25 protein-coding genes and 1 tRNA gene are annotated in these 22522 nt (G+C 64.1%); 18 read left to right on the forward strand and 8 right to left on the reverse strand.

Going from position 1 to position 22522, the window contains the following annotated elements:
• The first annotated feature begins 115 nt into the window (after positions 1 to 115).
• The 8 genes from ACEWPL_RS01095 to ACEWPL_RS01130 all read left to right on the forward strand — a co-directional run bounded on the left by ACEWPL_RS01095 (position 116) and on the right by ACEWPL_RS01130 (position 7181).
• The gene (locus ACEWPL_RS01095) at positions 116 to 556 is read left to right on the forward strand and encodes a MerR family transcriptional regulator (RefSeq protein ID WP_393935030.1); all 441 of its coding nucleotides are present in this window, start codon (positions 116 to 118) and stop codon (positions 554 to 556) included.
• Between the two features lie 170 nt (positions 557 to 726).
• On the forward strand, positions 727 to 1866 hold the full coding sequence (locus ACEWPL_RS01100; protein ID WP_393935029.1) for an aromatic ring-hydroxylating oxygenase subunit alpha: 1140 nt from the start codon (positions 727 to 729) through the stop codon (positions 1864 to 1866).
• A 94-nt stretch (positions 1867 to 1960) separates the two neighbouring features.
• Entirely contained in the window at positions 1961 to 2755 is a 795-nt protein-coding gene (locus ACEWPL_RS01105) for an SDR family NAD(P)-dependent oxidoreductase (protein WP_393935027.1), read from the forward strand.
• Between the two features lie 57 nt (positions 2756 to 2812).
• Positions 2813 to 3559: an SDR family NAD(P)-dependent oxidoreductase gene (locus tag ACEWPL_RS01110; protein WP_393935025.1), complete on the forward strand. Its 747-nt coding sequence runs from the start codon at positions 2813 to 2815 to the stop codon at positions 3557 to 3559.
• A complete protein-coding gene (locus ACEWPL_RS01115) occupies positions 3559 to 4485 on the forward strand; it encodes a 3-hydroxyacyl-CoA dehydrogenase NAD-binding domain-containing protein (RefSeq protein WP_393935024.1) in 927 nt (308 codons plus the stop codon). The genes ACEWPL_RS01110 and ACEWPL_RS01115 overlap by 1 nt, the downstream gene beginning before the upstream one ends.
• A gap of 298 nt (positions 4486 to 4783) precedes the next feature.
• Positions 4784 to 5815 (forward strand): NADP-dependent oxidoreductase, encoded by a 1032-nt coding sequence (locus tag ACEWPL_RS01120; protein WP_393935022.1) that lies wholly within the window; start codon positions 4784 to 4786, stop codon positions 5813 to 5815.
• Between the two features lie 24 nt (positions 5816 to 5839).
• Positions 5840 to 6514, forward strand: coding sequence for a type 1 glutamine amidotransferase domain-containing protein (locus ACEWPL_RS01125; protein WP_393935021.1), 675 nt, complete (start codon positions 5840 to 5842; stop codon positions 6512 to 6514).
• A 70-nt stretch (positions 6515 to 6584) separates the two neighbouring features.
• Positions 6585 to 7181, forward strand: a complete 597-nt coding sequence (locus ACEWPL_RS01130; protein WP_393935020.1) for an SDR family oxidoreductase — start codon at positions 6585 to 6587, stop codon at positions 7179 to 7181.
• 212 nt (positions 7182 to 7393) lie between these two features.
• On the opposite strand, the gene ACEWPL_RS01135 is transcribed toward ACEWPL_RS01130, so the two are convergent.
• Positions 7394 to 7483, reverse strand: a tRNA-Ser gene (locus ACEWPL_RS01135).
• 264 nt (positions 7484 to 7747) lie between these two features.
• Between ACEWPL_RS01135 and ACEWPL_RS01140 the strand changes: the two genes are divergently transcribed.
• From ACEWPL_RS01140 to ACEWPL_RS01175, 8 genes are all read left to right on the forward strand, one after another.
• Complete coding sequence (locus ACEWPL_RS01140; protein WP_393935018.1) at positions 7748 to 8638, forward strand: SPOR domain-containing protein; 891 nt, start codon at positions 7748 to 7750, stop codon at positions 8636 to 8638.
• A gap of 78 nt (positions 8639 to 8716) precedes the next feature.
• Positions 8717 to 9898: a D-alanyl-D-alanine carboxypeptidase family protein gene (locus ACEWPL_RS01145; RefSeq protein ID WP_393935016.1), complete on the forward strand. Its 1182-nt coding sequence runs from the start codon at positions 8717 to 8719 to the stop codon at positions 9896 to 9898.
• Positions 9895 to 10527: a dTMP kinase gene (gene tmk, locus ACEWPL_RS01150; RefSeq protein WP_393935015.1), complete on the forward strand. Its 633-nt coding sequence runs from the start codon at positions 9895 to 9897 to the stop codon at positions 10525 to 10527. Before ACEWPL_RS01145 ends, tmk begins: the two co-directional genes overlap by 4 nt.
• On the forward strand, positions 10524 to 11642 hold the full coding sequence (locus ACEWPL_RS01155) for a DNA polymerase III subunit delta' (protein ID WP_393935014.1): 1119 nt from the start codon (positions 10524 to 10526) through the stop codon (positions 11640 to 11642). The genes tmk and ACEWPL_RS01155 overlap by 4 nt, the downstream gene beginning before the upstream one ends.
• Before the next feature lie 9 nt (positions 11643 to 11651).
• Positions 11652 to 12470 carry a TatD family hydrolase gene (locus ACEWPL_RS01160; RefSeq protein WP_393935013.1) on the forward strand — a complete coding sequence of 273 codons (819 nt, stop codon included), beginning with the start codon at positions 11652 to 11654 and terminating at the stop codon, positions 12468 to 12470.
• Entirely contained in the window at positions 12470 to 13294 is an 825-nt protein-coding gene (locus ACEWPL_RS01165; protein WP_393935012.1) for an MBL fold metallo-hydrolase, read from the forward strand. The genes ACEWPL_RS01160 and ACEWPL_RS01165 overlap by 1 nt, the downstream gene beginning before the upstream one ends.
• A gap of 4 nt (positions 13295 to 13298) precedes the next feature.
• Positions 13299 to 14228 carry an AEC family transporter gene (locus tag ACEWPL_RS01170; RefSeq protein ID WP_393935011.1) on the forward strand — a complete coding sequence of 310 codons (930 nt, stop codon included), beginning with the start codon at positions 13299 to 13301 and terminating at the stop codon, positions 14226 to 14228.
• A 67-nt stretch (positions 14229 to 14295) separates the two neighbouring features.
• Complete coding sequence (locus ACEWPL_RS01175; RefSeq protein WP_393935009.1) at positions 14296 to 14724, forward strand: PACE efflux transporter; 429 nt, start codon at positions 14296 to 14298, stop codon at positions 14722 to 14724.
• On the opposite strand, the gene ACEWPL_RS01180 is transcribed toward ACEWPL_RS01175, so the two are convergent.
• The 4 genes from ACEWPL_RS01180 to ACEWPL_RS01195 are packed head-to-tail and all read right to left on the reverse strand — an operon-like array spanning position 14721 to position 18485.
• A complete protein-coding gene (locus tag ACEWPL_RS01180) occupies positions 14721 to 15947 on the reverse strand; it encodes a mandelate racemase/muconate lactonizing enzyme family protein (RefSeq protein WP_393935008.1) in 1227 nt (408 codons plus the stop codon). The two genes, ACEWPL_RS01175 and ACEWPL_RS01180, sit on opposite strands and share 4 nt — an antisense overlap.
• Before the next feature lie 22 nt (positions 15948 to 15969).
• The gene (locus ACEWPL_RS01185) at positions 15970 to 16956 is read right to left on the reverse strand and encodes a threonine ammonia-lyase (protein WP_393935007.1); all 987 of its coding nucleotides are present in this window, start codon (positions 16954 to 16956) and stop codon (positions 15970 to 15972) included.
• Positions 16953 to 17801, reverse strand: a complete 849-nt coding sequence (locus ACEWPL_RS01190) for an alpha/beta fold hydrolase (RefSeq protein ID WP_393935005.1) — start codon at positions 17799 to 17801, stop codon at positions 16953 to 16955. Before ACEWPL_RS01190 ends, ACEWPL_RS01185 begins: the two co-directional genes overlap by 4 nt.
• The gene (locus ACEWPL_RS01195) at positions 17802 to 18485 is read right to left on the reverse strand and encodes a haloacid dehalogenase type II (protein WP_393935003.1); all 684 of its coding nucleotides are present in this window, start codon (positions 18483 to 18485) and stop codon (positions 17802 to 17804) included.
• A gap of 294 nt (positions 18486 to 18779) precedes the next feature.
• Between ACEWPL_RS01195 and ACEWPL_RS01200 the strand changes: the two genes are divergently transcribed.
• Positions 18780 to 19208: an FKBP-type peptidyl-prolyl cis-trans isomerase gene (locus ACEWPL_RS01200; protein WP_393935002.1), complete on the forward strand. Its 429-nt coding sequence runs from the start codon at positions 18780 to 18782 to the stop codon at positions 19206 to 19208.
• A 226-nt stretch (positions 19209 to 19434) separates the two neighbouring features.
• Here ACEWPL_RS01200 and ACEWPL_RS01205 read toward each other — a convergent pair whose 3' ends face one another.
• Together ACEWPL_RS01205 and ACEWPL_RS01210 are read right to left on the reverse strand one after the other, a co-directional pair.
• Positions 19435 to 20190, reverse strand: coding sequence for an anti-sigma factor family protein (locus ACEWPL_RS01205; protein ID WP_393935000.1), 756 nt, complete (start codon positions 20188 to 20190; stop codon positions 19435 to 19437).
• On the reverse strand, positions 20187 to 20717 hold the full coding sequence (locus tag ACEWPL_RS01210; protein WP_393934998.1) for an RNA polymerase sigma factor: 531 nt from the start codon (positions 20715 to 20717) through the stop codon (positions 20187 to 20189). The genes ACEWPL_RS01205 and ACEWPL_RS01210 overlap by 4 nt, the downstream gene beginning before the upstream one ends.
• Before the next feature lie 89 nt (positions 20718 to 20806).
• On the opposite strand from ACEWPL_RS01210, the gene ACEWPL_RS01215 reads away from it, so the two are divergent.
• Entirely contained in the window at positions 20807 to 21382 is a 576-nt protein-coding gene (locus ACEWPL_RS01215) for a YceI family protein (protein WP_393934996.1), read from the forward strand.
• Between the two features lie 93 nt (positions 21383 to 21475).
• Here ACEWPL_RS01215 and ACEWPL_RS01220 read toward each other — a convergent pair whose 3' ends face one another.
• Positions 21476 to 22462 (reverse strand): NADPH:quinone reductase, encoded by a 987-nt coding sequence (locus tag ACEWPL_RS01220; RefSeq protein ID WP_393934994.1) that lies wholly within the window; start codon positions 22460 to 22462, stop codon positions 21476 to 21478.
• Between the last annotated feature and the right edge of the window lie 60 nt (positions 22463 to 22522).

A 22522-nucleotide genomic window follows, 5' to 3' on the forward strand; every position in this document is an offset into this window, starting at 1 on the left:
CAGCCGCTTTAGGTTCAAGGGGGTTTGCAAATTCTTTGTCCCCGCGAGAGATGGCCGCGTGCCATTGCCGAAATCACGCCGAAAACCTATAGTTAATATAGAGTCTGGAGGGGTTATGATGACGATTGGAACAATGGCAAAGCGGACCGGGAGCAAGGTACAGACGATCCGCTATTACGAGCAGATCGGCCTGATGCCCGAACCGGGGCGCACCGCAGGGGGGCAGCGCCGCTATGACGGCGCCGCGCTGGACCGGCTGTCTTTCATCCGCCATGCGCGCGACCTGGGATTTTCTCTGGGCGCGATACGCGAGTTGATCGACCTGTCGGACACGCCTGACCATGCCTGCGCCCATGTCGACGCCATCGCAAAGAAACAACTGAAGGCGGTCGAGGCGCGCATCCTGCGCCTCAATGCCCTGCGCGCCGAGCTGAAACGCATGATCGCCGAATGCTCGGGCGGGGTGGTGGCCGATTGCCGCGTGCTCGAAGTTCTGCGCGATCGCGGCGAATGCCTGTCGGAGCATGGCAGCGAGGGGCTGCGCGAAATGGAGTGATCGGGCAGGTGCCCTTGATCCGGGACTGCGGCGCGTTATGAGAAAAAGAGCGCTGCGCTGGGCGGAATTGTAAAAAAGCAGCCATCTGCCATAGTATCCGCAACGTCCACACGCATTTTCGACGGCAGGCCGAGTCGCAGGCCATCCACGCATCGGAAAGGGGGCTTGCCATGACTGACCAACCGACGGCCGAAGAGTTCGCCAAAATCTCGCGCGGGTATGATGAGAACCCCTCGCGCTCCCTGTCGCTTCGCGCCGAGGCGTATACCGACCCGGCCTGGCATGCGGTGGATGTGCAGCAGATCCTCGCCAAGACCTGGCAATGGGTGTGCCATGTAGAGAAGCTGCGCCAGCCGGGCAGCTATGTCACCGTCCAGATCGCGGGTCAGCCGATTGCCGTGGTCCGATGCCTCGATGGCATGCTGCGGGCCTTCTACAATGTCTGCAAGCATCGCGCCCATGAATTGCTGTCGGGCGAGGGCGAAACCTCGCGCATCATGTGCCCCTATCATGCATGGGTCTACAAGCTTGACGGTCAGCTTGTCCGCGCGCCTCATACGGATAATCTGGAGGGGTTCGATATGGGCCAGATCTGCCTGGACGAAGTGCAGGTCGAGGAGTTCTGCGGCTTCGTCTATGTCAATCTTGACCCGGAGACGGCGCCGCTGTCCCAGCTGACCGGCGATCTGGAAACCGAGATCAAGCATTGGGCGCCGGACATTGAGGATCTGACCTTTGCCCATCGCCTCAGCTATGACATCAAGACCAACTGGAAGAACGTCGTCGACAATTTTCTGGAATGCTATCACTGCCCGACCGCGCACAAGGATTTCTGCGAGCTGGTCGATATGGACACCTACAAGGTGACCACGCATGGCATCTATTCCAGCCACATGGCAGATGCGGGCAACAGCCAGAACAGCGCCTATGATGTCTCCAACGCGACGGTGCGGACCCATGCCGTCTGGTGGCTGTGGCCCAGCACGTGCATCATGCGCTATCCCGGCCGGTCCTCGATGATCATCCTCAACATCATTCCCGCGGGGCCGGACCGGACACTGGAAACCTATGATTTCTATCTCGAGGACAAGGCCCCGAACGAGGCCGAGATTGAGACCATCCGCTATCTGGACGAGGTGCTGCAGGTCGAGGATATCAACCTCGTCGAGAGCGTGCAGCGCGGGATGAGCACGCCTGCCTTTTCGCAGGGGCGGATCGTCAATGATCCGGATGGCTCGGGCAAGTCCGAGCACGCAGTTCACCATTTCCACGGCCTCGTGCTGGACGCCTATCGGCGCGCCGCTGGATGAGTCTGCGCGGTACATACCGGGGTGGCCGGCCCGCCGGAGGGCGGACTCGGGGCGCAGCCGAGCTCCATTCGGCCTGCCGCGGGACTAGGATGACATGACGCTCAAAGGCAAGATCGCGCTGGTCACCGGCGGGCGCGGGGGGATTGGCCGGGCCATTGTCGCGCGGTTCTTGCGCGAGGGCGCGGCGGTCTATGCTGCCGATCTGACCCCGCGGGGATCGCTGGCGGAGCATGACGAGGGTGGCAGCCGATTTCTCGGTATGGACGTCGCCGATGAGGACGCCGTCAAGACGGCGATGGTGCGGGTGCAGGACGATTTTGGCAAGCTCGATATCCTCGTGAATGCCGCCGGGATCGAGATCGAGAAGACCATCGAAGAGACGACGCTGGAGGAATGGAACCGTAGTTTCGCGGTCAATGTCACCGGCACGTTCCTGACCTCGAAACATGCCTTGCCGCTGATGCGGGCGGCGGCGAGGGGCGGGACCTCCGCCAGCGTGATCAATTTCGGCAGCTATGATGGCTTCATAGCCGATCCGGGCCTTGCCGCCTATTGCGCCACCAAGGGAGCGGTGCACGCCCTGACCCGCGCCATGGCCTGCGATCATGGCCCCGAGGGCATCCGCGTCAATGCGGTCTGCCCGGGTTATATCGACACGCCGATGCTCCAGAGCTTCTTTGCCGGCGAAGGCTCGGGCGGGGGTGGCAAGAGGATCGACCAGCTGCAACAGGCGGTGAGGGACGTGCACCCGATGCGCAGCTATGGCACGCCCGAGGACATCGCGAACCTGGTGAATTGGCTGGCCTCGGACGAGGCGCGCTACGCTTCGGGTCAGCTCTGGGTGCTGGATGGCGGGCTGTCTGCGCAGGTCCAGCAGATGAGGCTGTGACGGGGATGACGGGCCTGCCGCGCCGGTCAGCGGCGTCCGCAACGGGAGGGTTGCCCCATGGGTGAATGCGCCATCGTGACAGGCGGCAGCCGGGGCATAGGTCGCGCCATCGTCGAGCGGCTTTTGCCCGAGGGTTTCAATGTCGTCACCTGCGGGCGCGGCGCGCGGCCCGAGGATCTGCCGGAGCCGGTGCACTGGGTGCCCGCGGACGTGGCACGAACCGGCGATGCGGCCATGCTGATCAGCGCGGCGAACGAGCGGTTCGGGCGCGTGTCGCTGTTGGTCAACAACGCCGGCGTGCAGGTGGAAAAGACCGTGGCCGACAGCGACGACGGCGATTGGGACCTGGTGATGAACGTCAACTGCAAGGGCGTCTTCAACATGTGCCGGGCGGCGCTGGTGGATATGGACCGGCATGGCGGCAACATCATCAATATCGGCTCGATCTCGGGCGAGGTCGCCGATCCGTCGATGGCGCTTTACAACGCGTCCAAGGCCTTCGTGCATGGGCTGACCCGCTCGATCGCCGTCGATCACGGCCCCAAGGTGCGCTGCAACGCGATCCGGCCGGGATGGATCATGACCGAGATGGCCGAGGATGCCTTTGCGCTGGCGCGCGCGCCGGACAAGGCGAGGGCCGATGCGCTGGCCCGCCATCCGGTGGGGCGTTTCGGGCAGCCGGCGGATATTGCCAACATGGTGGCCTGGCTTGCCTCTGATCAGTCCGCCTATGTTACGGGCGCCTGTTTCACGGTCGATGGCGGAATGACCGCAGCATCGCCTCTCAATCCGGGATTGTTCTGATGGAATTTGCGACAACAGCCTGCCTTGGCGGTGGTGTGATCGGCGCCAGTTGGGCGGCCCTCTTTCTGGCGTCGGGCCGCGCGGTCAGGATGTTCGATCCGGCGCCTGGCGTGGAAGAAGAGGTCCGCGCCTATATCGAGAGGGCTTGGCCCACGATGACGGAGTTGGGCCTGACAAACCAGGGCGACCCCGATGCGATCCGGTTCTGTTCCAGCGCGGCAGAGGCGGTCGACGGCGCGGATTTCGTGCAGGAAAACGTGCCTGAACGGCTGGCGATCAAGCACGCGACCTTTGCCGAGATCGAACCCGCGTTGAAGCCGGGCGCGGTTGTCGCCAGCTCGGCCTCGGGCCTGACGCTGTCGCTGATGCAGGACGGGTGGAGCGATCCGGCGCGCTTTGTTCTGGGCCACCCGTTCAACCCGCCGCACCTGATCCCGTTGGTTGAAATCCTGGGCAATGACCGGACCGACCCTGCGGCGGTGGACGCAGCAGAGCGCTTCTATACATCCATCGGCAAGGTCACGATCCGGGTGAAGAAGGAAAAGGACGGCCATGTGGCCAATCGCCTGCAGGCCGCAATCTGGCGCGAGGCGATCTCGCTTGTGGTGGAGGGCGTCGCCAGCGTCGAGGATGTGGACAAGGCCGTCTGGGCCGGGCCGGGTCTGCGCTGGGCGGCGATGGGGCCGACCATGCTGTTCAACCTCGGGGCGGGCGAGGGCGGCTTGCAGGCCTTTTGTGACCATTTCAGCGACACGTTCAATGGCTGGTGGCGTGATATGGGCGAAGTCTACCTGGATGACGAGACCACGCGGCTGCTGATCGAGGGCGTGACGGAGGAGGCGCGCGGTCAGAGCCCTGCCGAGCTATCGGCGCGGCGAGATGCTTTGATCACCGCGATGCAGAAGGCTACTGCGGGGATGCGCTGACAGGCAGCGAACCTTCCACCAGGAACGCGCGGGCTGATGCGTCACGATGGCCAGAGCGCTTGCCAGCGTCGGCCCCGGTGGCTTGCATAACTCCAAAGTGCTGCGCAGAGAGCAGCACCCGCAAATCTGTCCGAATTGGCGACGGTCACTCCCCAAGGTTGGGATCTGACCTTTTCTGCGGGCACTTCCGCCTGATCCTGCGCGCGACTGACGTCGCGGCGGCCATGGAGCCAAATGGCCGCCGCCGCGTTGACCCGAGACCCGCCAAGCCACTGATGGCGGCAAAAGGAGACATGTCATGACCCAATCCGACACCGAGAACCGCAAATTCGTCCTGGCCAAGCGCCCCAAGGGCGAGCCGGACGACGACACCCTGCGCCTTGAAACCGAGCCGCGCCCCGAGCCGGGCAAGGGCCAGATGCTGCTGCGCAACGTGTATCTGTCGCTTGACCCCTATATGCGCGGGCGGATGAGCGACGCGCCCTCTTATGCTGACCCGGTCGAGATAGGCGAGGTCATGGTTGGCGGCACTGTCGCGGAGGTCATCAGCTCGGATGTCGAGGGGTTCGAGGCCGGCGACTGGGTGTCCGCTTTTGGCGGCTGGCAGGATTACGCGCTGTCGGATGGCAGCGGCGTGATCAACATGGGCAAGAACCCCGACAATCCGTCCTGGGCGCTGGGCGTCCTCGGGATGCCGGGGCTGACCGCCTGGGCGGGGCTGACCCAGATCGGCCAGCCGAAGGAGGGCGAGACCCTCGTGGTGGCCGGTGCCAGCGGCCCGGTGGGCGCCACGGTCGGCCAGATTGGCAAGATCCTGGGCTGCCACGTTGTCGGCATCGCGGGCGGGCCCGAGAAATGCGCTCATGTCGTCGATAATCTGGGCTTTGACGCCTGCATCGACTACAAGGCAGATGGCTTTCCGGACGCTCTGAAGGACGCGGTGCCGGATGGCATCGACATTTACTACGAAAATGTGGGCGGCGCGGTTTTCGATGCCGTCTTGCCGCTGCTGAATACCTCGGCGCGCATCCCGGTTTGCGGCCTCATCTCGCAATACAACGCCACCTCGCTGCCCGAGGGGCCGGACCGCCTGAGCCTCTTGATGGGGACCATCCTGCGGAAGCGGATGACCTTGCGCGGCTTCATCGTCTTCAATGATTTCGGCCATCTCTATCCCGAATTCGCCGACCAGATGGGCGAATGGGTCAGCCAGGGCAAGATCCAGTATCGCGAAGAGGTGATCGACGGGCTGGAACAAGCGCCGAAGGCATTTGTTGGCCTGCTGAACGGCGAGGCGTTCGGCAAACGCGTCGTCAAGCTGAGCGACTGAACGCAATATCAAAAGGTAGTTTCAATGAAAATTCTCATGGTTCTCACGTCGCACGACAAGCTCGGCGACACAGGCAATAAGACGGGCTTCTGGCTTGAGGAGTTCGCAGCGCCCTATTACGTCTTCAAGGATGCAGGCGCCGATGTCACGCTGGCCTCGCCCAAGGGCGGCCAGCCGCCAGTGGACCCGACAAGCGACAGCGAAGACGCCCAGACCGCGGCAACCAAACGGTTCAAGGGGGATGACGCGGCGCAAAAGGATCTGGCCAATACCGAGGTGCTGGCCGATGTGTCGGCAGACGGGTTCGATGCCATTTTCTATCCCGGCGGACACGGGCCCCTCTGGGACCTGGCAGAAAGCGCGGACAGCGCCAAGCTGATCGAGGCTTTCGCCGCCAGCGACCGTCCTATCGGCGCCGTCTGCCACGCGCCCGCCGTTTTCAAGCATACCAAGGGCACGGAGGGTAAACCACTGGTGTCGGGCCGGACCGTCACCGGCTTCACCAATACCGAGGAAGAGGGCGTTGGCTTGACGGATGTAGTCCCGTTCCTCGTTGAAGACATGCTTAAGGCCAATGGCGGCAACTATCAGAAGGGCGACGATTGGGCCTCCTTCGTGGTCGTCGATGGCAAGCTGGTGACAGGTCAGAACCCGGCCTCGTCCGAAGAGGCGGCAAAGAAGCTGCTGACCCTGCTGTAAAAGAGGTTGGCGGAGGGGCTGCTACGCGGTCCCTACGCCACCCTGTCACTTTTGAGAAAGGAGATTCACCATGAAAATCCTCGTCGCCGGAGCCACCGGCAAAACTGGCCTGAGAGTGGTCGATGAATTGAAACACAAGGGCCATTCGCCCATCGCCTTGGTACGAGAGTCGTCCGATACCTCAAGCTTGCCAGCCGATATCGAGCTGCGAAAAGGCGATCTGACAGAACTGCAGGACGGCATCTGCTCCGGCTGCGACGCGGTTGTATTCGCTGCAGGATCGGGCGGCGATACCAGCGCCGAGATGACCAACAAGGTCGACCGCGACGGCGCGAAAAAACTGATCGACCTGGCTGCCAGGGCCGGCGTGTCACGCTTCGTGATGCTCAGCTCGGTCGGTGCCGACGATCCGGATCCCGACAGCGAGCTTGGCCATTACCTGACGGCCAAACACGAGGCAGACGAGCACCTGATGGCCTCCGGCCTCAGTTATGCAATCGTTCGGCCTGTCAGCTTGACCGATGAAGACGGCACCCGCGACATGGCCTTCGGTGATGCAGTGGACGTAAAGGGCGAAGCGGCGCGGGGCGACGTGGCCCATGTGCTAGCCAACGCCGTGGATGATCCCGAGTGGACGGGCAAAGCACTGCTTATGCAGTCGGTTTGAAATTTTGAAGGGGGGTCCTCCGGTTGACCCGGGGGACCGCACATTGATCACCAAAATTGCCGGGTGACGATAGAGGTGTGAGTTGGCCTGTGTCTTGACCAATCACGTATTTCTTTCGGAAGAACGCTGTTTACTCCCCCGTCGGGCAGATAGTCGCAGCTTGCCCCGAAGACCGCACTAATCCCTAGGCAAAAAAACGTAGATGGATCATATGGCGGAGGAGGTGGGATTCGAACCCACGGAGGACTTACACCCTCGTCGGTTTTCAAGACCGGTGCATTCGACCACTCTGCCACTCCTCCGACGAGGACCGGTTTAGGATGGTCGCGGCGATTCTGAAAGTGTCTCTTTTTATCCTGTCGCCGACGCGTCGCGTGCGGGGACTCGGGTTGGTGTCTTGGGGAAATCCGCCGAATGCGCACAGTTTGCTTTTCTTGGCGGGTGCGAGTGGATAGAGTGCGCGCACGCGGCGAAGACTGCGGTGGCAGGTATTTTGGCCCGCCGATGCCTCTGCGGTGCGCAATCGCGCCTGGGGGCAGGTGGGTGTGACAGGCAAGGGGCAAGGCATGGGGTTTCTTCTGGCAGGCAATGCGCCAAAATGGCGGGCAGCGGCGCTGAGCGGTGTTGCGTTGATTACGTTGGCAGGTTGCGAAGGCACAGGCGGGATATTCGGGGCGAAATCGGATGACGAGGCGGCGTCGGTTTCGGGCGATGCATCCTCGGTTCGCATGGTCGAGCGGGATGTCGAGGCGCCCAGCGTCTTTCAGGTCACCGACAAGGGCCTTTGGGATGGCCGCCCATCGCTGGGCGGTGTCTGGGTCGCGCATCCGGACGTGAAAGAGCCCGAGCGCGTCATCATCCGCAACACGGCCAACTCGAAATTCGTCATCGGTGCGCTTTTCAGGCGCGAGCGGGCCAATCCCGGCCCGGCATTCCAGGTCTCCTCGGATGCGGCGGCTGCGCTGGGGATGCTGGCCGGTGCGCCTGCGCAGCTGAACGTCACGGCCCTGCGCCGCGAAGAGGCGCCTGCTGCGCCTGGCGCAGAGGAGGGCGAGGCGCCCGCCGCAGCCCCCGATAGCCTGACGCCCGGCACTGTCGAGACCAGCTCTCTGGATCCGGTTGCCGGCGCTGCCGCGGCTATCGAGGCTGCCGATGATGTTGCCGCCCCTGTTGCGACGCCAGCGCCGCAGCCCGAGCGTGTGGCTGCGCCGACCGCCTCCACGCTTGGCCGGCCCTATATCCAGATCGGGATATTCTCGGTTGAGGAGAACGCCGAGAACACCGCCACGGCGATGCGCCAGGCGGGCATGGTGCCGACCGTGCGCAAGGAAGGAAGCCAGGGCAAAACTTTCTGGCGCGTCATCGTCGGCCCGGCCCAGACCGAGGCCGAGCGCGCCGCGCTGCTGACCAAGATCAAGGGCGTCGGATTTGACGATGCCTATGCCGTCGCCAATTGACGCGACCCAAGGATATCGCGGCGGGGGATGCCTGCCGCCGCGAGTTGACATGACAGAACGGAGCAAGACGCACCCACCATGCAATACGCCCGGATCCTATCCCCGCTGAAATCTGCCGCCACCGCCCTGGTGATGGCCTGCCTCGCGCTGCCCGCCGCGGCCTTCGACACCGCTGCCAAGGCGGCCTATGTGGTCGATGTGGGCACCGGCACGGTGCTGCTGAACAAAAACGCCGATCAGCCGCTGCCGCCGGCATCGATGTCCAAGTTGATGACACTTTACGTTGCGTTCGAGGCGATCCGGGATGGCCGCCTGTCTCTGGACGAAAAGCTGCCCGTCTCACAGCACGCGATGAGCTATGGCGGCTCGACCATGTTCCTCGACACGACCGACCGGGTCTCGGTCGAGGACCTTCTGCGCGGGATCGTTGTGCTGTCGGGCAATGACGCCTGCGCTGTCATCGCCGAGGCGCTCAGCCCCGATGGCACAGAGGCAGGCTTTGCCCGTTTCATGACGCAGCGCGCGCAGCAGATGGGCATGACCAATTCGACCTTCGCCAATTCCAATGGCTGGCCCGCCCCGAACCACAAGATGAGCATGCGTGACCTTGCCTTGCTGGCGCGGCATATCATCACCGATTTCCCGGAATTCTATCCGATGTTCGCTGAGACGGAATTCGCGTTTGACGGACGCGCGCCGCAGAATACGCAGAACCGCAATCCGCTGCTGAATCTCGGGATCGGTGCGGACGGGCTCAAGACCGGCCATACGCAGGCGGCGGGCTATGGCCTTGTCGGGTCGGCCAAGCAGGGCGACCGGCGCGTCATCTTCGTGATCTCGGGTCTGGAAACCGCCCAGGGCCGCGCCGAAGAGGCTGAGGCGATTGTCAATTGGGCCTTTCGCCAATTTGCCGAGAACACGCTGATCACTGCAGGTGCCGATGTGGCGAAGGCAGATGTGTGGATGGGTGAGGTGCCGCAGGTGGGCCTTGTGACCGACGCCGATCTGACAATGCTCCTGCCCGTGCTGGGCGATGATCAGATCAAGGCTCAGGTCATCTATGACGGGCCTCTGCAGGCTCCCATCACCGCGGGTACCCGCGTGGCCGAACTGGTCGTCACCCCGGAGGGGATGCCCGAGACGCGCGTGCCCCTTCTGGCGGCGACCGATGTGGCGCGAGGCGGGTTCGCAACTCGGATGAAGACGGTGTCGGGCATCCTGATCAAGCGGCTGCAGCAGGGGCCCGAGGGCGCGCTGTGAGCGATGGCCTCTTCGTCAGCTTCGAGGGCATCGACGGGTCGGGCAAATCCACACAGGCACGGATGCTGCACGAAGCACTGAGCGCCGAAGGCCGAGACTGCGTGCTCACGCGCGAGCCGGGCGGCAGCCCCGGCGCCGAGGAGATCCGCGCACTGGTGCTGAACGGCGCAGTGGACCGGTGGTCCCCCGAAACCGAATTGCTTCTCTTTACCGCCGCGCGGCGCGATCACATGGAGCGTACGGTGTGGCCGGCACTGAAGGCCGAGCGCATCGTGATCTGTGACCGCTTTGCCGACTCGACGCGCATGTATCAGGGGCTGCGCGGCCCCGGCCTGCGCGCGCAGGTCGACGCGCTGCACGATCTGATGATCGCTCAGGAGCCTGACATGACGATCCTGATCGACATCGACGCGAAAACGGGGCTGGCCCGCGCCATCGAGCGCGGCGGCGAGGGCCGTTTCGAAGCGTTCGGCGGCGAGATGCAGGCGCGGATGCGAAAAGGGTTTCTTGCGCTGGCTCAGGAGTTCAGCGCACGCTTTGTCGTGATAGACGGCGCGCGGGATGCGGATGCAGTAGCCGCGGATGTGCGCGCCGCCGTTGCGGCAAAGCTGACGGGGCGCACGCAATGAGCGAGGACGGCCCGCAGCCTGACCGGATTGAGGGCGCGCCGCACCCGCGCGAGACGCCGCGGCTGATCGGGCAGGGTGCTGCCGAGGCCGCCTTTCTAACCGCCTACAACGATGATCGTCTGCATCACGCGTGGCTCATCACGGGCGCGCAGGGCGTCGGCAAGGCGACCTTCGCCTGGCGCGCGGCGCGGTTTCTTCTGGCGCAGGATGACGGAGGCGGCATGTTTGCACCCGAGGCGCCGGGCAGCCTCGATATCGACCCGCAGCACCCGGTCGCGCGCCGGATCCTCGCCCGGTCCGAGCCGCAGCTTTTCCACATCACGCGCCAGATCAACGAGGATACCAAGCGCCTGCGCGACGTGATCCGGGCCGAGGACGTGCGCAGCTTGCACAACTTCCTGATGCTCTCTAGCGCCGATGGCGGGCGGCGCGCCGTCATCATCGACGCCGCCGACGACATGAACGTGACCGCCGCAAATTCCCTGCTCAAGATGCTTGAGGAGCCGCCGGCGCGAACCACCTTCTTCCTGATCAGCCACCAGCCCTCGGCGCTGTTGCCGACCATCCGCTCGCGCTGCCGCGAGTTGCGGCTGCCGCCGCTCAGCGCGCCCGATATGGAGGCAGCCCTGCTGCAGGCCGGCATCGCCCAAGGCAGCGATACCGGCGCGCTGGCCGCGCTGTCCGGCGGCTCGGTGGGCGAGGCTGTGCGGCTGATAAATCTGGATGGGCTGGGCCTTTACGCGCAGCTGGTGAAGCTGTTCTCGGACCTGCCCAATGTCGACCGCTCCAGCGCGCTGGCACTGGCCAATGCCGCCGCACAGCGCGGCGCGGAAGAGCGGCTGATCCTGCTGATCTGGCTGATCGAGCTGATGCTTGGGCGCATGGCCCAGACCGGCGCGACCGGCGCCGCCCCCCAGCCCGAGGGCGCACCGGAAGAGGGCGCGATGCTGATGCGCGCCGCGCCCGATCTGGCGGCCGCGCGGGCCTGGGCCGATTGCGCGCAGGATGTCGGCGCGCGGATGCGACAGGGGCGGGCGGTCAACCTTGACCCTGCCGCGCTCGTCCTAGATACCGTGTTCAGAATACAAAAGACGGCGGCGGGGCAGCCCGCCTGAGAGGCGCGCATGACCCAGACCATCCCCACGGACGTCACCATCACCGACAGCCATTGCCACCTCGATTTCCCGGATTTCGCAGATGAATTGCCCGCTGTGATCGACCGCGCCGTCGCGGCAGGCGTCACGCGCATGGTCACCATCTGCACCCGCCTGCGCAACGAGCCGCAAGTACGCGCCATCGCCGAAGCGCACGCGCCCGTGTTCTACGCGGCGGGCACCCATCCGATGAGCGCGGCGGAAGAGCCTTTGGCCACGGTCGACGAACTGGTCGCGCTGGCGCAGCACCCGAAATTCGTCGGGATCGGTGAGACGGGGCTGGACTATCACTACACCGCCGAGAGCGCCGAGGTGCAGCAGGCCAGCTTGCGTATTCATATCGCGGCGGCACGGCAGACCGGATTGCCCCTGATCATCCATGCGCGCGACGCTGATGACGACATGGCGCGCATTCTGTCCGAGGAAAACGCCAAGGGCGCCTATAGCTGCGTCATGCATTGCTTTAGCTCCGGCGCGGAACTGGCTGAAAAGGCGTTGGATCTCGGATTCTATCTCAGCATGTCGGGCATCACCGCCTTTCCCAAGTCCGGCGATCTGCGCGACATCTTTGCCGCCGCCCCGCGCGAGCGCATCCTGGTCGAGACCGACGCGCCATACCTCGCCCCGCCGCCCCATCGCGGCAAGCGGAACGAGCCTGCCTATACCGCGCATACCGCCCGCAAGGGGGCCGAGACCTTTGGCATGGACTGGCCCGAATTCGCGGCGCAGACGCAGGCCAATTTCGACCGCCTTTTTACCAAGGTCGCGGCCTATGAGGCAAGCTCCTGATGGCAAAGCGCCGGTTCATCATCCTTGGCTGTGGCTCGTCCGGAGGTGTGCCGCGCCTTGCCGACCGGCCCGGCGGGGATTGGGGCGCGTGCGACCCGGAAGAGCCGCGCAACCGGCGGACGCGCTGTTCGGTCCTGATTGAACAGGAGAGCGCCGATGGCGGGCTGACCCGCGTTCTTATCGACGCGTCGCCGGACCTGCGTCAGCAGCTGCTGCGCCACGGGATCGGCACGCTGGACGCGGTGGTCTTTACCCATAGCCATGCCGATCACTGCCACGGTCTGGATGATCTGCGCATCGTCGTCTTCAACATGCCGGGCCGCCTGCCGGTCTGGGCGGATCTGCCGACGCAGGCCGCGCTGATGGAGCGGTTCGGCTATGCCTTCCAGACGCCGCCCGGCTCCAGCTACCCCCCAATTCTGGACATGAACACCATCGATGGCGATGTGACCATCAGTGGGGCGGGCGGCGATGTGACCCTGGCGCCTTTCGCGGTCGAGCACGGGGCCATGGCCGCCTTGGGCTTTCGCGTCGGGGATGTGGCCTACCTGCCCGACGTGGCCGATATGGGCCCCGAGAGCTGGGACAAGGTGCAAGGCCTCGATACCTGGATCCTCGACGCGCTGCGCCGCAAGCCGCATCCGACCCATCTGCATCTGGAGCGCACGCTGGAGTGGCTGGCCCGCGCCGCACCTCGGCACGGTGTCATTACCAACATGCACAACGATCTGGATTACCCCACGCTACTGACTGAATTGCCCGAGGGGATCACCCCGGCCTATGATGGCATGACGCTCAGTTTCGACATCAAGAGCGAAGGATAACGCCTTGAGCGCCCTTCTGGATGTTGTTTTGCCCGTCTTCGTGGTGATTGGGGCCGGATACCTCGTGGTCTGGCTGGGATGGTTCACGCAATCGGGCGTCGACGGGCTGATCCACTTCACCCAGACCTTCGCCATTCCCTGCCTGCTTTTCACGGCCATTTCGCAACTGGATCTGGGCGACAATTTCAACTTCCCGCTTCTGTTCAGCTTCTATTCGGGCGCGCTGGCGGGCTTTGCCCTTGGCACGGCGGGGGCGCTGATGATTTTCAAGCGCAGCTGGGAAGAGGCGATCGCCATCGGCTTTTGCTGTCTCTTCTCGAACTCCGTCCTTTTGGGCCTGCCTATCACCGAGCGGGCCTATGGCGCGAATTCGCTCGAGGCGAATTTCGCCATCATCGCGCTGCATTCACCCTTCTGCTACGCCGTGGGTATCACGGCGATGGAGATCACCCGCGCGCGCGGGGATGCCGGTCTGGCGGTTGTGCGCAAGGTGCTCAAGGCGATGTTTTCGAACGCGCTGATCCTTGGCATCAGCTTGGGCGTGATCGTCAACCTCAGCGGCGTCACGGTGCCGGCGCCGCTGCAAAGCGGGCTGGATCTGATCGCGCGGGCGGCTCTGCCGGCGGCGCTATTCGGCCTTGGCGGCGTGCTCGTGCAATACAAGCCCGAGGGCGATCTGCGCACCATCGCCATGGTCTGTCTTATTGCGCTTTGCGTGCATCCGGCGATCACCTTCGCGCTTGGCACGGCGTTCAGCCTGCCCGAGAACGCAATCCGCAGCGCGGTGGTGACAGGTGCGATGGCACCGGGTATCAACGCCTATATCTTCGCCAACAGATATGGCGTCGCGCGGCGTGTCGCGGCCTCGGCCGTGCTGATCGGCACGGGGCTGTCGATCCTGTCGACCTGGGTTTGGCTGGGCCTCTTGCCGTAGCGCGGCTGTTGCAGCGCGTCGCGCGCGACGCTAGGGCTGACCCGACCCCTGACCGAGGAGCGCACCCATGCGCAGCACTGCCGACCGTATCCGCCACGCGCTTCTCTTCGAGGGGTTGGGCCTTGCCATCGTGGTGCCTGCGGGCGGCTGGATATTCAGCCTGCCCATGCATGACATCGGCATCGTGGCGGTGGTCAGCGCGACGCTTGCGACGCTCTGGACCTATATCTACAACCTGATCTTCGACACGATCATGCAGGCGCGCGTAGGCCATACGCGCAAGGGGCTGTGGCTTCGGGTCTGGCATTCCGTGCTGTTCGAGATGGGCCTGCTGATCGTGCTGATGCCGTTCATCGCGTGGTATCTGGGCATCAGCCTGATCGCGGCCTTCTGGATGGATATCGCCTTCGCGCTTTTCTATCTGGTCTATGCCTTCGTCTATAACTGGATCTACGACATCGTCTTTCCGGTGCCGGGCGAGCCGCGCCCCAACTAATCGCGCGGGGCGCCGCCGCGAAAGGCGTTGGGGCCGTGGTAATTCACCGGCTCCTCGGTCATTTCCAGGTGCAGACCCTCGCCGCGCCATGGATGCGCGCGGGCCAGATCCTCGTCCACCTCGATACCGAGGCCGGGCGTCTCCGGCACGGTGATATAGCCGTTCTCGATGCGGATCGTGTGTCGGATCAGGGCGCGGTGGAATTCGGTGTCGATGGTCTCGGCCATCAGAAGGTTCGGGATGGAGGCAGCCAATTGCACATTGGCGGCCCACTCAACGGGCCCCGCATAAAGATGCGGCGCGACCTGCGCGTTATAGACCTCGGCCATGGCGGCGATCTTCTTGCACTCCCAGATGCCGCCCGCACGCCCCAGGGCCGGCTGCAGGATCGACGCTGCCCCCTCACGCAGGACAGGGGCGAATTCGGCCTTGGTGCACAGCCGCTCGCCCGTGGCGATGGGCAGGCCGGTGGCCTGCGCTACCTTGGCCAAGGCGCCGACATTGTCGGGGGGGCACGGCTCTTCGTACCAAAGTGGATCGTAGGGCGCGATGGCGCGGCCCAGCCGGATCGCGCCTGCGGTGGTGAACTGTCCATGCGTTCCGAAAAGCAGATCGGCGCGGCTGCCCACCGCCTCGCGGATGGCGGCGCAGAACTCGGCCGATTGGTCGATATCCATCTGGCTGGGCATATGGCCGCCGCGCAGCGTGTAGGGCCCGGCGGGGTCGAACTTGACGGCGGTATAGCCCTCATCCACCAGCTCGGCCGCGCTTTCGGCGGCCATGTCGGCCGAGGACCAGAAGGCATCCTCGTCGTGATGGGGCAGGGGGTAGAGATAGCTGTATGCGCGGATGCGGTCATTGACGCGCCCGCCCAGCAGGGCATGGACGGGCCGGTTTCGCGCCTTGCCGAGGATGTCCCAGCAGGCGATCTCCAGTCCCGAAAACGCGCCGATGACCGTGAGGTCAGGCCGCTGGGTAAAGCCCGAGGAATAGACGCGGCGGAACATCAGCTCGATATTCTCGGGGTTCTCGCCAGCCATATGGCGCTCGAACACGTCCTCGATCACGCCGCGCATCGCCTCGGGTCCGACGGAGGCGGCATAGCATTCGCCCCAGCCCGTGATGCCGGTATCGGTCGTCACCTTGACGAAGATCCAGTAGCGCCCGCCCCAGCCGGGGGCGGGAGGCGATGTGACGATGATGTCGAGAGTTGAGAGGCGCATGTTTCAGGCTCCTGTCAGGGGGTCATTCAAGCGTGCCGTAGCGGGTGAGCGCGCGCTGGAACACATCCGCATCCACATTGCCGCCCGAGATGGTGACGATCACGTCGTCCCCATCGATCTGGTCTTTGCGAAAGAGCGCGGCGGCCAGCGCCACGGCGCCGCCCGGCTCCGCCACCAGCTTGAGCCGGCCCCAGGCGAGGGCCATGGCATGCAGCGCCTCATCCTCGCTGACCACAAGGCCGGGGCCGCAGAGGCGCTGCATGATGGGAAAGGTGATCTCGCCCGGCTGGGGCGTGATGATGGCGTCGCAAAGCCCGCCCGAGCTGCGCTGATTGCGCTCGATTGTGCCGGATTTCAGCGACCGTGCGGTATCGTCGAACTCTTCTGGCTCGCAAGGGCGCGCGCGCAGGCCGGGCGCGTCCGCCTCCAGCGCCAGCGCGATGCCCGAGGTCAAACCGCCGCCGCCGCAGCAGACCAGCACATCGGCGCTGCGGATGTTCAGCGCGTTCGCGTCCTCGGAAATCTCGAGGCCTGTCGTGCCTTGACCCGCGATCACCAGGGGCTCGTCATAGGGGCGGATGAGGGTGAGGCCCCGCTCGGATTCCAGCGCCTCGCCGATTGCCTCGCGGCTCTCGCCGCCCGCTCGGTCGTAAAGGACCACCTCGGCCCCCAACGCGCGGGTGTTGGCGATCTTGAGCGCGGGCGCGTCGCTGGGCATGATGATGACGGCGGGCACGCCATGCTGCGCCGCGGCCAGCGCGACGCCCTGCGCGTGATTGCCCGACGAAAAGGCCAGAACGCCCCGCGCACGGGTGGCATCGTCCAGCGCCGAAACGGCGGAATACCCGCCGCGAAACTTGAAGCTGCCGGTATGCTGCAGGCATTCCGGCTTGACCAGCACCCGGCGCCCGGCGATCCGGTCAAGGAAGGGTGAGGACAGCAGCGGCGTGCGCCGCGCGTGCCCGTGCAGCCGCGCGGCGGCGGCGCGGATCATGTCGATATCGCTCATGAATGGTCATTCAGATGGTCAAGGATACCGCGCAGCGACGCGGCCTCGTCAAGGAAGGGCACATGCCCGCGATCGGGTACTGTCACCGCGCGCATGTCCGGCGCGCGGGCCTGCATCCGGGCCAGAATGTCGGTGTTCAGCAGGTCTGAATTCTCGCCATGCAGAACAGTGACGGGCAGCTTTGCCAACGCGTCCCAGAGCGTCCAGAGATCCGGCGCCGGGCCTGCGCCCGCCTGGCCGATCAGCGCATCGCGCAGGCGCGGGTCATAGCGCAGGTCGAGCCCGTCTGCGGCCTCCTTCCAGATCAGCTCGGCATGGATGCGCCAGCGGTCGCGCGTGACACCCGGAAAGCGCGGCTCCATTGCTGCCTTTAGGCCATCCGCCGCCGCGTCGTAATCAGCATAGGCGGGGCGCTGGCCCACATAGTCAAGGATGCGGTCCAGCCCGCCGGGCGCGATCTCGGGGCCGATATCATTGAGGATTGCGCCCGCCATGCGGCCCGGATGCGTCGCCGCCAGCAGCATGGCAATCAGCCCGCCGCGCGAAGTGCCAAGAATGGTAGCGCGCTCCAGCCCCAGATGATCCATCAGCGCGATGGCATCCGCGGCCTCCTGCGCGACGGAGTAGGTGCTGACATCCTCGGGAAAATCGGATTTGCCGCGCCCGCGATAGTCCATGCAGATCACGCGGTAGCCGCTAAGAAACGGCGCAACAAAACGGAAATCTCCCGAATTCCGGGTCAGGCCGGCAAGGCAGAGGATGGCGGGGCCGTCATGGCCCTCGGGCGCATCCTTGCTGTCGATGAAATGCAGGCTCAGCCCGTCTGCGGCGGTGAACCGGCCCACTCAGACCCCCGCCAGCGCAGGGATGCCGGTGAGATCGCGCAGCACATGGGATGGCTTGCCCGGCAAGCGCTCGACCGGCTCATTCGCGCGGTTGACCCATGCCACGTCAAAGCCATAGGCCGCCGCCGCCGCCGCGTCCCAGCCATTTGACGAGACGAACAGCACCTCATCCGGCGCGCAGGCAAAGCGGCGCCCGACCATGTCATAGACCGCGCGGCTGGGTTTGTAGATGCCGCACATCTCGACCGAGAGGATATCGTCCAGATCACCGCGGATCCCGGCGGAGGTCGTCGCCGCCTCCAGCATGTCTGGCGTGCCGTTGGACAGGATGGCGGTGTTGAGACCTGCCGCCTTGAGGCGGCCCAGCATGTCCGCCACCTCGGGGAACGCCTCCAACTCGCGATAAAGGCCCATCAGGCGCTCGCGCAGATCGGCGTCGTCGATGCCTTCGGCCTCCAATGCCCAGTCCAGCGCATCGCCCGTCACGGTCCAGAAATCGGTGTGATCGTCCATGATCGTGCGCAGCCACGTGTAGTTGAGCTGCTTCAGCCGCCAGTTCTGCGCGATGCTGGGCCAGCATTCGGCCAGCCGCTCCTGTCCCGGCTCGGCGGCAGCGGTACGCGCGGCGGCCGCCACGTCCAGCAAGGTGCCATAAGCGTCGAAGATGCATGTGGTGATCGGCATTGGCGCTCCGCTGTCGTGTTTCGCGATCAGACTGGCACAGGAGGCGGGGGCGGGAAAGGGCGATATTGGCAGCAGGGCCGCCTTTGCGGGCGCTGGCGGGCGGGGATGGGGGCAAACGGGCGTATCCTCACGAAAACCTTCTTTGGATTCCAGATGCTTGCGGGACGAATCTGCGTGACCGGTTTGCAATCCGGTCCGGGCATCGCTACATCCTTTGCCAATTCGCACAAGCACCCGCGCGCCGCGCGGCCTTGCAATTCATTCACCTTACCAGACCAGAATTGGAGTTTATCCATGGCCGAAGTAAAATCGGGCGATACCGTTCACATCCACTACACCGGCACGCTGACCGACGGCACTGTCTTTGACAGCAGCGAGGGCCGCGACCCGCTGAAGTTTGAAGTCGGCTCGGGCCAGATCATCCCCGGCCTCGACACCGCAATGCCCGGCATGGAAGTCGGCGAGAAGAAGGTCGTCGAAGTGCCCGCCGATCAGGCCTATGGCCAAGTCGATCCGAATGCGCGCCAGCAGGTGCCGCGCGAAGGCATTCCCGCCGATATCCCGCTGGACCCCGGCACGCAGCTGCAGGTGCAGACCGAGAATGGCCAAGTCCTCCCAGTTACCGTGCTGGAAGTCACCGAAGAGTCGGTCACGCTGGACGCCAACCACGCGCTGGCCGGCAAGGACCTCAAGTTCGATATCGAGCTGGTCGCCATCGCGTAAGGCGAGGGTCTAGAGACACAAGAGAAAGCCCCGGATGGACGTCCGGGGCTTTTTTCATGGGTAAAGGTAACTGGCCGATACCTACTAGGATGCGCTTGTAGGCGAAACAGCCATTTCGAACGGCGAAGTCTGCAGGTTGGCCCAAGGTGCCTATGGAAGCCCGACATTCGATTATCCGGGCCTTGCTTCGGATCACAAAGGTTTACCTGCACCTAGGCTTTTTTAGTCACAACGTATTGCGCACACTCTCGGCCATCTCGGAAAGGCGATCGTTTTCAATATCGCCCACGATCATGTAGCTGAATGTGCCGTCGGACCAGTGAACGGATTGCAGCCCCGCCAGCACTTCAAACGTGAATTCGCCCACTGTCGGCCCCGCACGTTGAATCGCGCAGAGTGCGACAGGCATACCGTCCTCCGACAAATACGCCAATTGAATGAGAGGGGTATCATCAAAGCCAAGTATCTGCGCCCGCAACAGCTCCAATCCGCCCAAGTCACTGACGACATCCAATGGCAGCGCCCGCCCCAATCTGCGCGCAGCTCGGCTAAGCTGTGCGGTGAGTTGTTCATTATCTGCCGCGATCGGAGCCAGAGTCTCGGTCACGTAAAGGGACTGGTAGGCCGCCACCAGATCCTGCCAACGCGGATCTGATGCTGCCGTTTCGGCATCAAACAGGAAAGCACCCGTGGCGAAGGCCACAGAGGCAACTATGCCTGCCCCGATCCAGAATCTGGCCGGAAACACGCCTGCCGCTTGCGCCTTTGCATTGGGAAGTCCCCCCTCAAGATCTTGCAAAACATCGGTTTCGGGCACGGCATCAAACGCGGCGCGCAATGCGCCGGCCCGGTCGAAATCCAATGCAAAGAGGCGCGCCTCAAGGACCGCATCCTGCGCGACCTGCGCCTCGAGGGCTTCCGCTTGGTCCTGCGAAAGCATCCCTTTCAGATACGCGCGAAGCTGTGCGTCGCTATACGTCATCGCTTTCCCTTTTCCCGCGTTGGCATCTTCGGTGATGACAGGGCCGCGCCCAATTTCGCCCGTGCAGACGACAAACGGCTCATGATGGTTCCAATCGGGATGTCCAGAATTTCAGCGGCTTCCCGGTAAGCATATCCTTCGACCAAAACCAAAACCACGACGCTCCGCTGCGCTTCGGGAAGGGTCATCACTGAGGTAAACACCTCACGCGCAAGAATATTCATCTCAGCGCGCAGTATATCTGCTGCTGGATCAAATCGGCCGGACGTATCCAACGACTGCGTCCGCCGCAAAGCCTGCGCCCTGAGGTCGTTATACCAAATCGAACGGCAAATGGTGATCAGCCAGGGTTTGATGCCGGCGGCATCATAGACTTGGCCCCGACGTTCCAGCGCGCGCAGGCAGGTTCTTTGTGACAAATCCTCGGCCAAATCACGAGACCCGGCCAAAGACAACGCGAACCGCCAAAGGTTCGGCAAAGACTCCACAAGGGCCGCCCTTAGCTCTTTTTCCGAGATTTTTGTCATTAGGGCCGAATAAATCCTCAAGCCAGAGTGTTTACCGAGTGCGCCACAGCAGAATGCCTTGGTGTATACTGAAACCTCGGGAGGTCAAAATGACGAAATACTTAGCGGGCACAGCATTTGCATTGTGCTTGACGGCATCCGCAGCGCTGGCAGAAGGCTGGACTTTGAATGCAGATCAGTCGCGCTTGGCCTTTGGCTCCGTAAAGGACAGCTTCAATGGCGAAGTCCATTCATTCGAGGGTCTGACAGGCACGGTAAGCGATGACGGCGCGGTTGCGATCGAAATCCCGCTCGCCGGTGTTACAACGAACATCGATATCCGCGACGAGCGCATGAGGGAATTTCTGTTCAACAACACGCCAACCGCAACCCTCTCTGCCATGCTTGATATGGACGCGCTGTCCACAATGCAGCCTGGTGATACAACCACTATGGAATTGGCTTCAGTGCTGTCACTACTGGGAAATGACGTTGATGTAAGCACGGAAATCTTCGCGGCGCGCCTTTCGGATCGTAGCGTTCTGGTGACGACCAACGACATGCTGTTCTTGAATACCGATCAGCTTGATATCGACGCCGGCATCGACAAACTTCAGGAACTTGCAAGCCTCGACAGCATTACCCGCGCGATACCGGTGACGGTGCGGTTCATTTTCGAACAGTAGTCGCTGCCAAGTGGGCCGCAAGCGGAGCGGCCCTTTTGGCTATAACGCATGTCCTTGTTTTTGCAGGGAGATAGCGATCGCCACATCCGCGCGTCAGGTCAAATCCAGCAGCACCGCCCCCGCGCGGCCCGGTGTCATCACCGCGTCATGCGCCTTGGCGCAGTCCTCCAGCGGATAGACTTGGTCAATGGCGGGGCTGAGGGAGCCTGCACTCAGCGCGGCGTGGAGGCGCGCGATGATGGCCTCGCGCTCGGGCCGGGGCAGCAGGTAGATCAACGTGATATCCACCTTGAGCGCCTTGAAGAGGAAGGCGCCGAAGGGCAGGGTCGGCGTCATGTCCTTGCCCGAGCCATAGGCGGCGATGGTGCCGAGCGGCTTCATCACCTCGCCCAGAAGGGGAGCGTTGACGCCGAACTCAACCTCGACGGCGCGGTCGATGCCGCCATCCGAAGCCTCGGTGATTTGCGCCGCCAGATCGGGGTCCGCGTAGTCGAACACCGCGTCCGCGCCCGCCGCGCGCACCCGGTCCATGCCGCCCTTGCTGCAGGTGGCAATGACGCGTGCGCCGCCCCATTTGGCCAGTTGCACGGCGTTATGGCCGACAGCGCCGGCCCCGCCGCTGATCAGCAGGGTCTGGCCGCTGACATCACCGCCGCCAAAAACGGTCTGCGCCGCCGTCAGGCCGGGAATGCCCAGCACCGCCCCGATCTGCGGGTCCAGCCCGTCGGGCATGGCGACGGCCTGCGCCTCGGGCAGGCAGATATATTCGGCCGCGGTGCCGAAGGGGCGCTGCCACGCGCCGTTCCAGATCCAGACAGGCTGACCCACGCGGGCCTCATTGATGCCATCCCCGACGGCGTCGATCACACCGGAGCCGTCGGAATGCGGGATCACGCGCTCGTATGCCGGCTTGGTCACGCCGGGGCGGGTGCCGCCGCGCGCCTTGGCATCCGAGGGGTTCACACCGGAATACTGGATGCGCACACGCACCTCGCCCGCGGCGGGCTCGGGCCGATCCACCTCACCTAGCTCAATCACATCGGCGGCAAGGCCGAAACGGGTGTACCAGGCGGCGCGCATGGAAAATCCTCCGGTTTTGTCTTGGAATAGCTTTGGAAAGTTGAGTTTTGGCAGATCGCC

The organism is Roseovarius roseus (genome assembly GCF_043355935.2).
GTDB lineage: Bacteria > Pseudomonadota > Alphaproteobacteria > Rhodobacterales > Rhodobacteraceae > Roseovarius > Roseovarius roseus.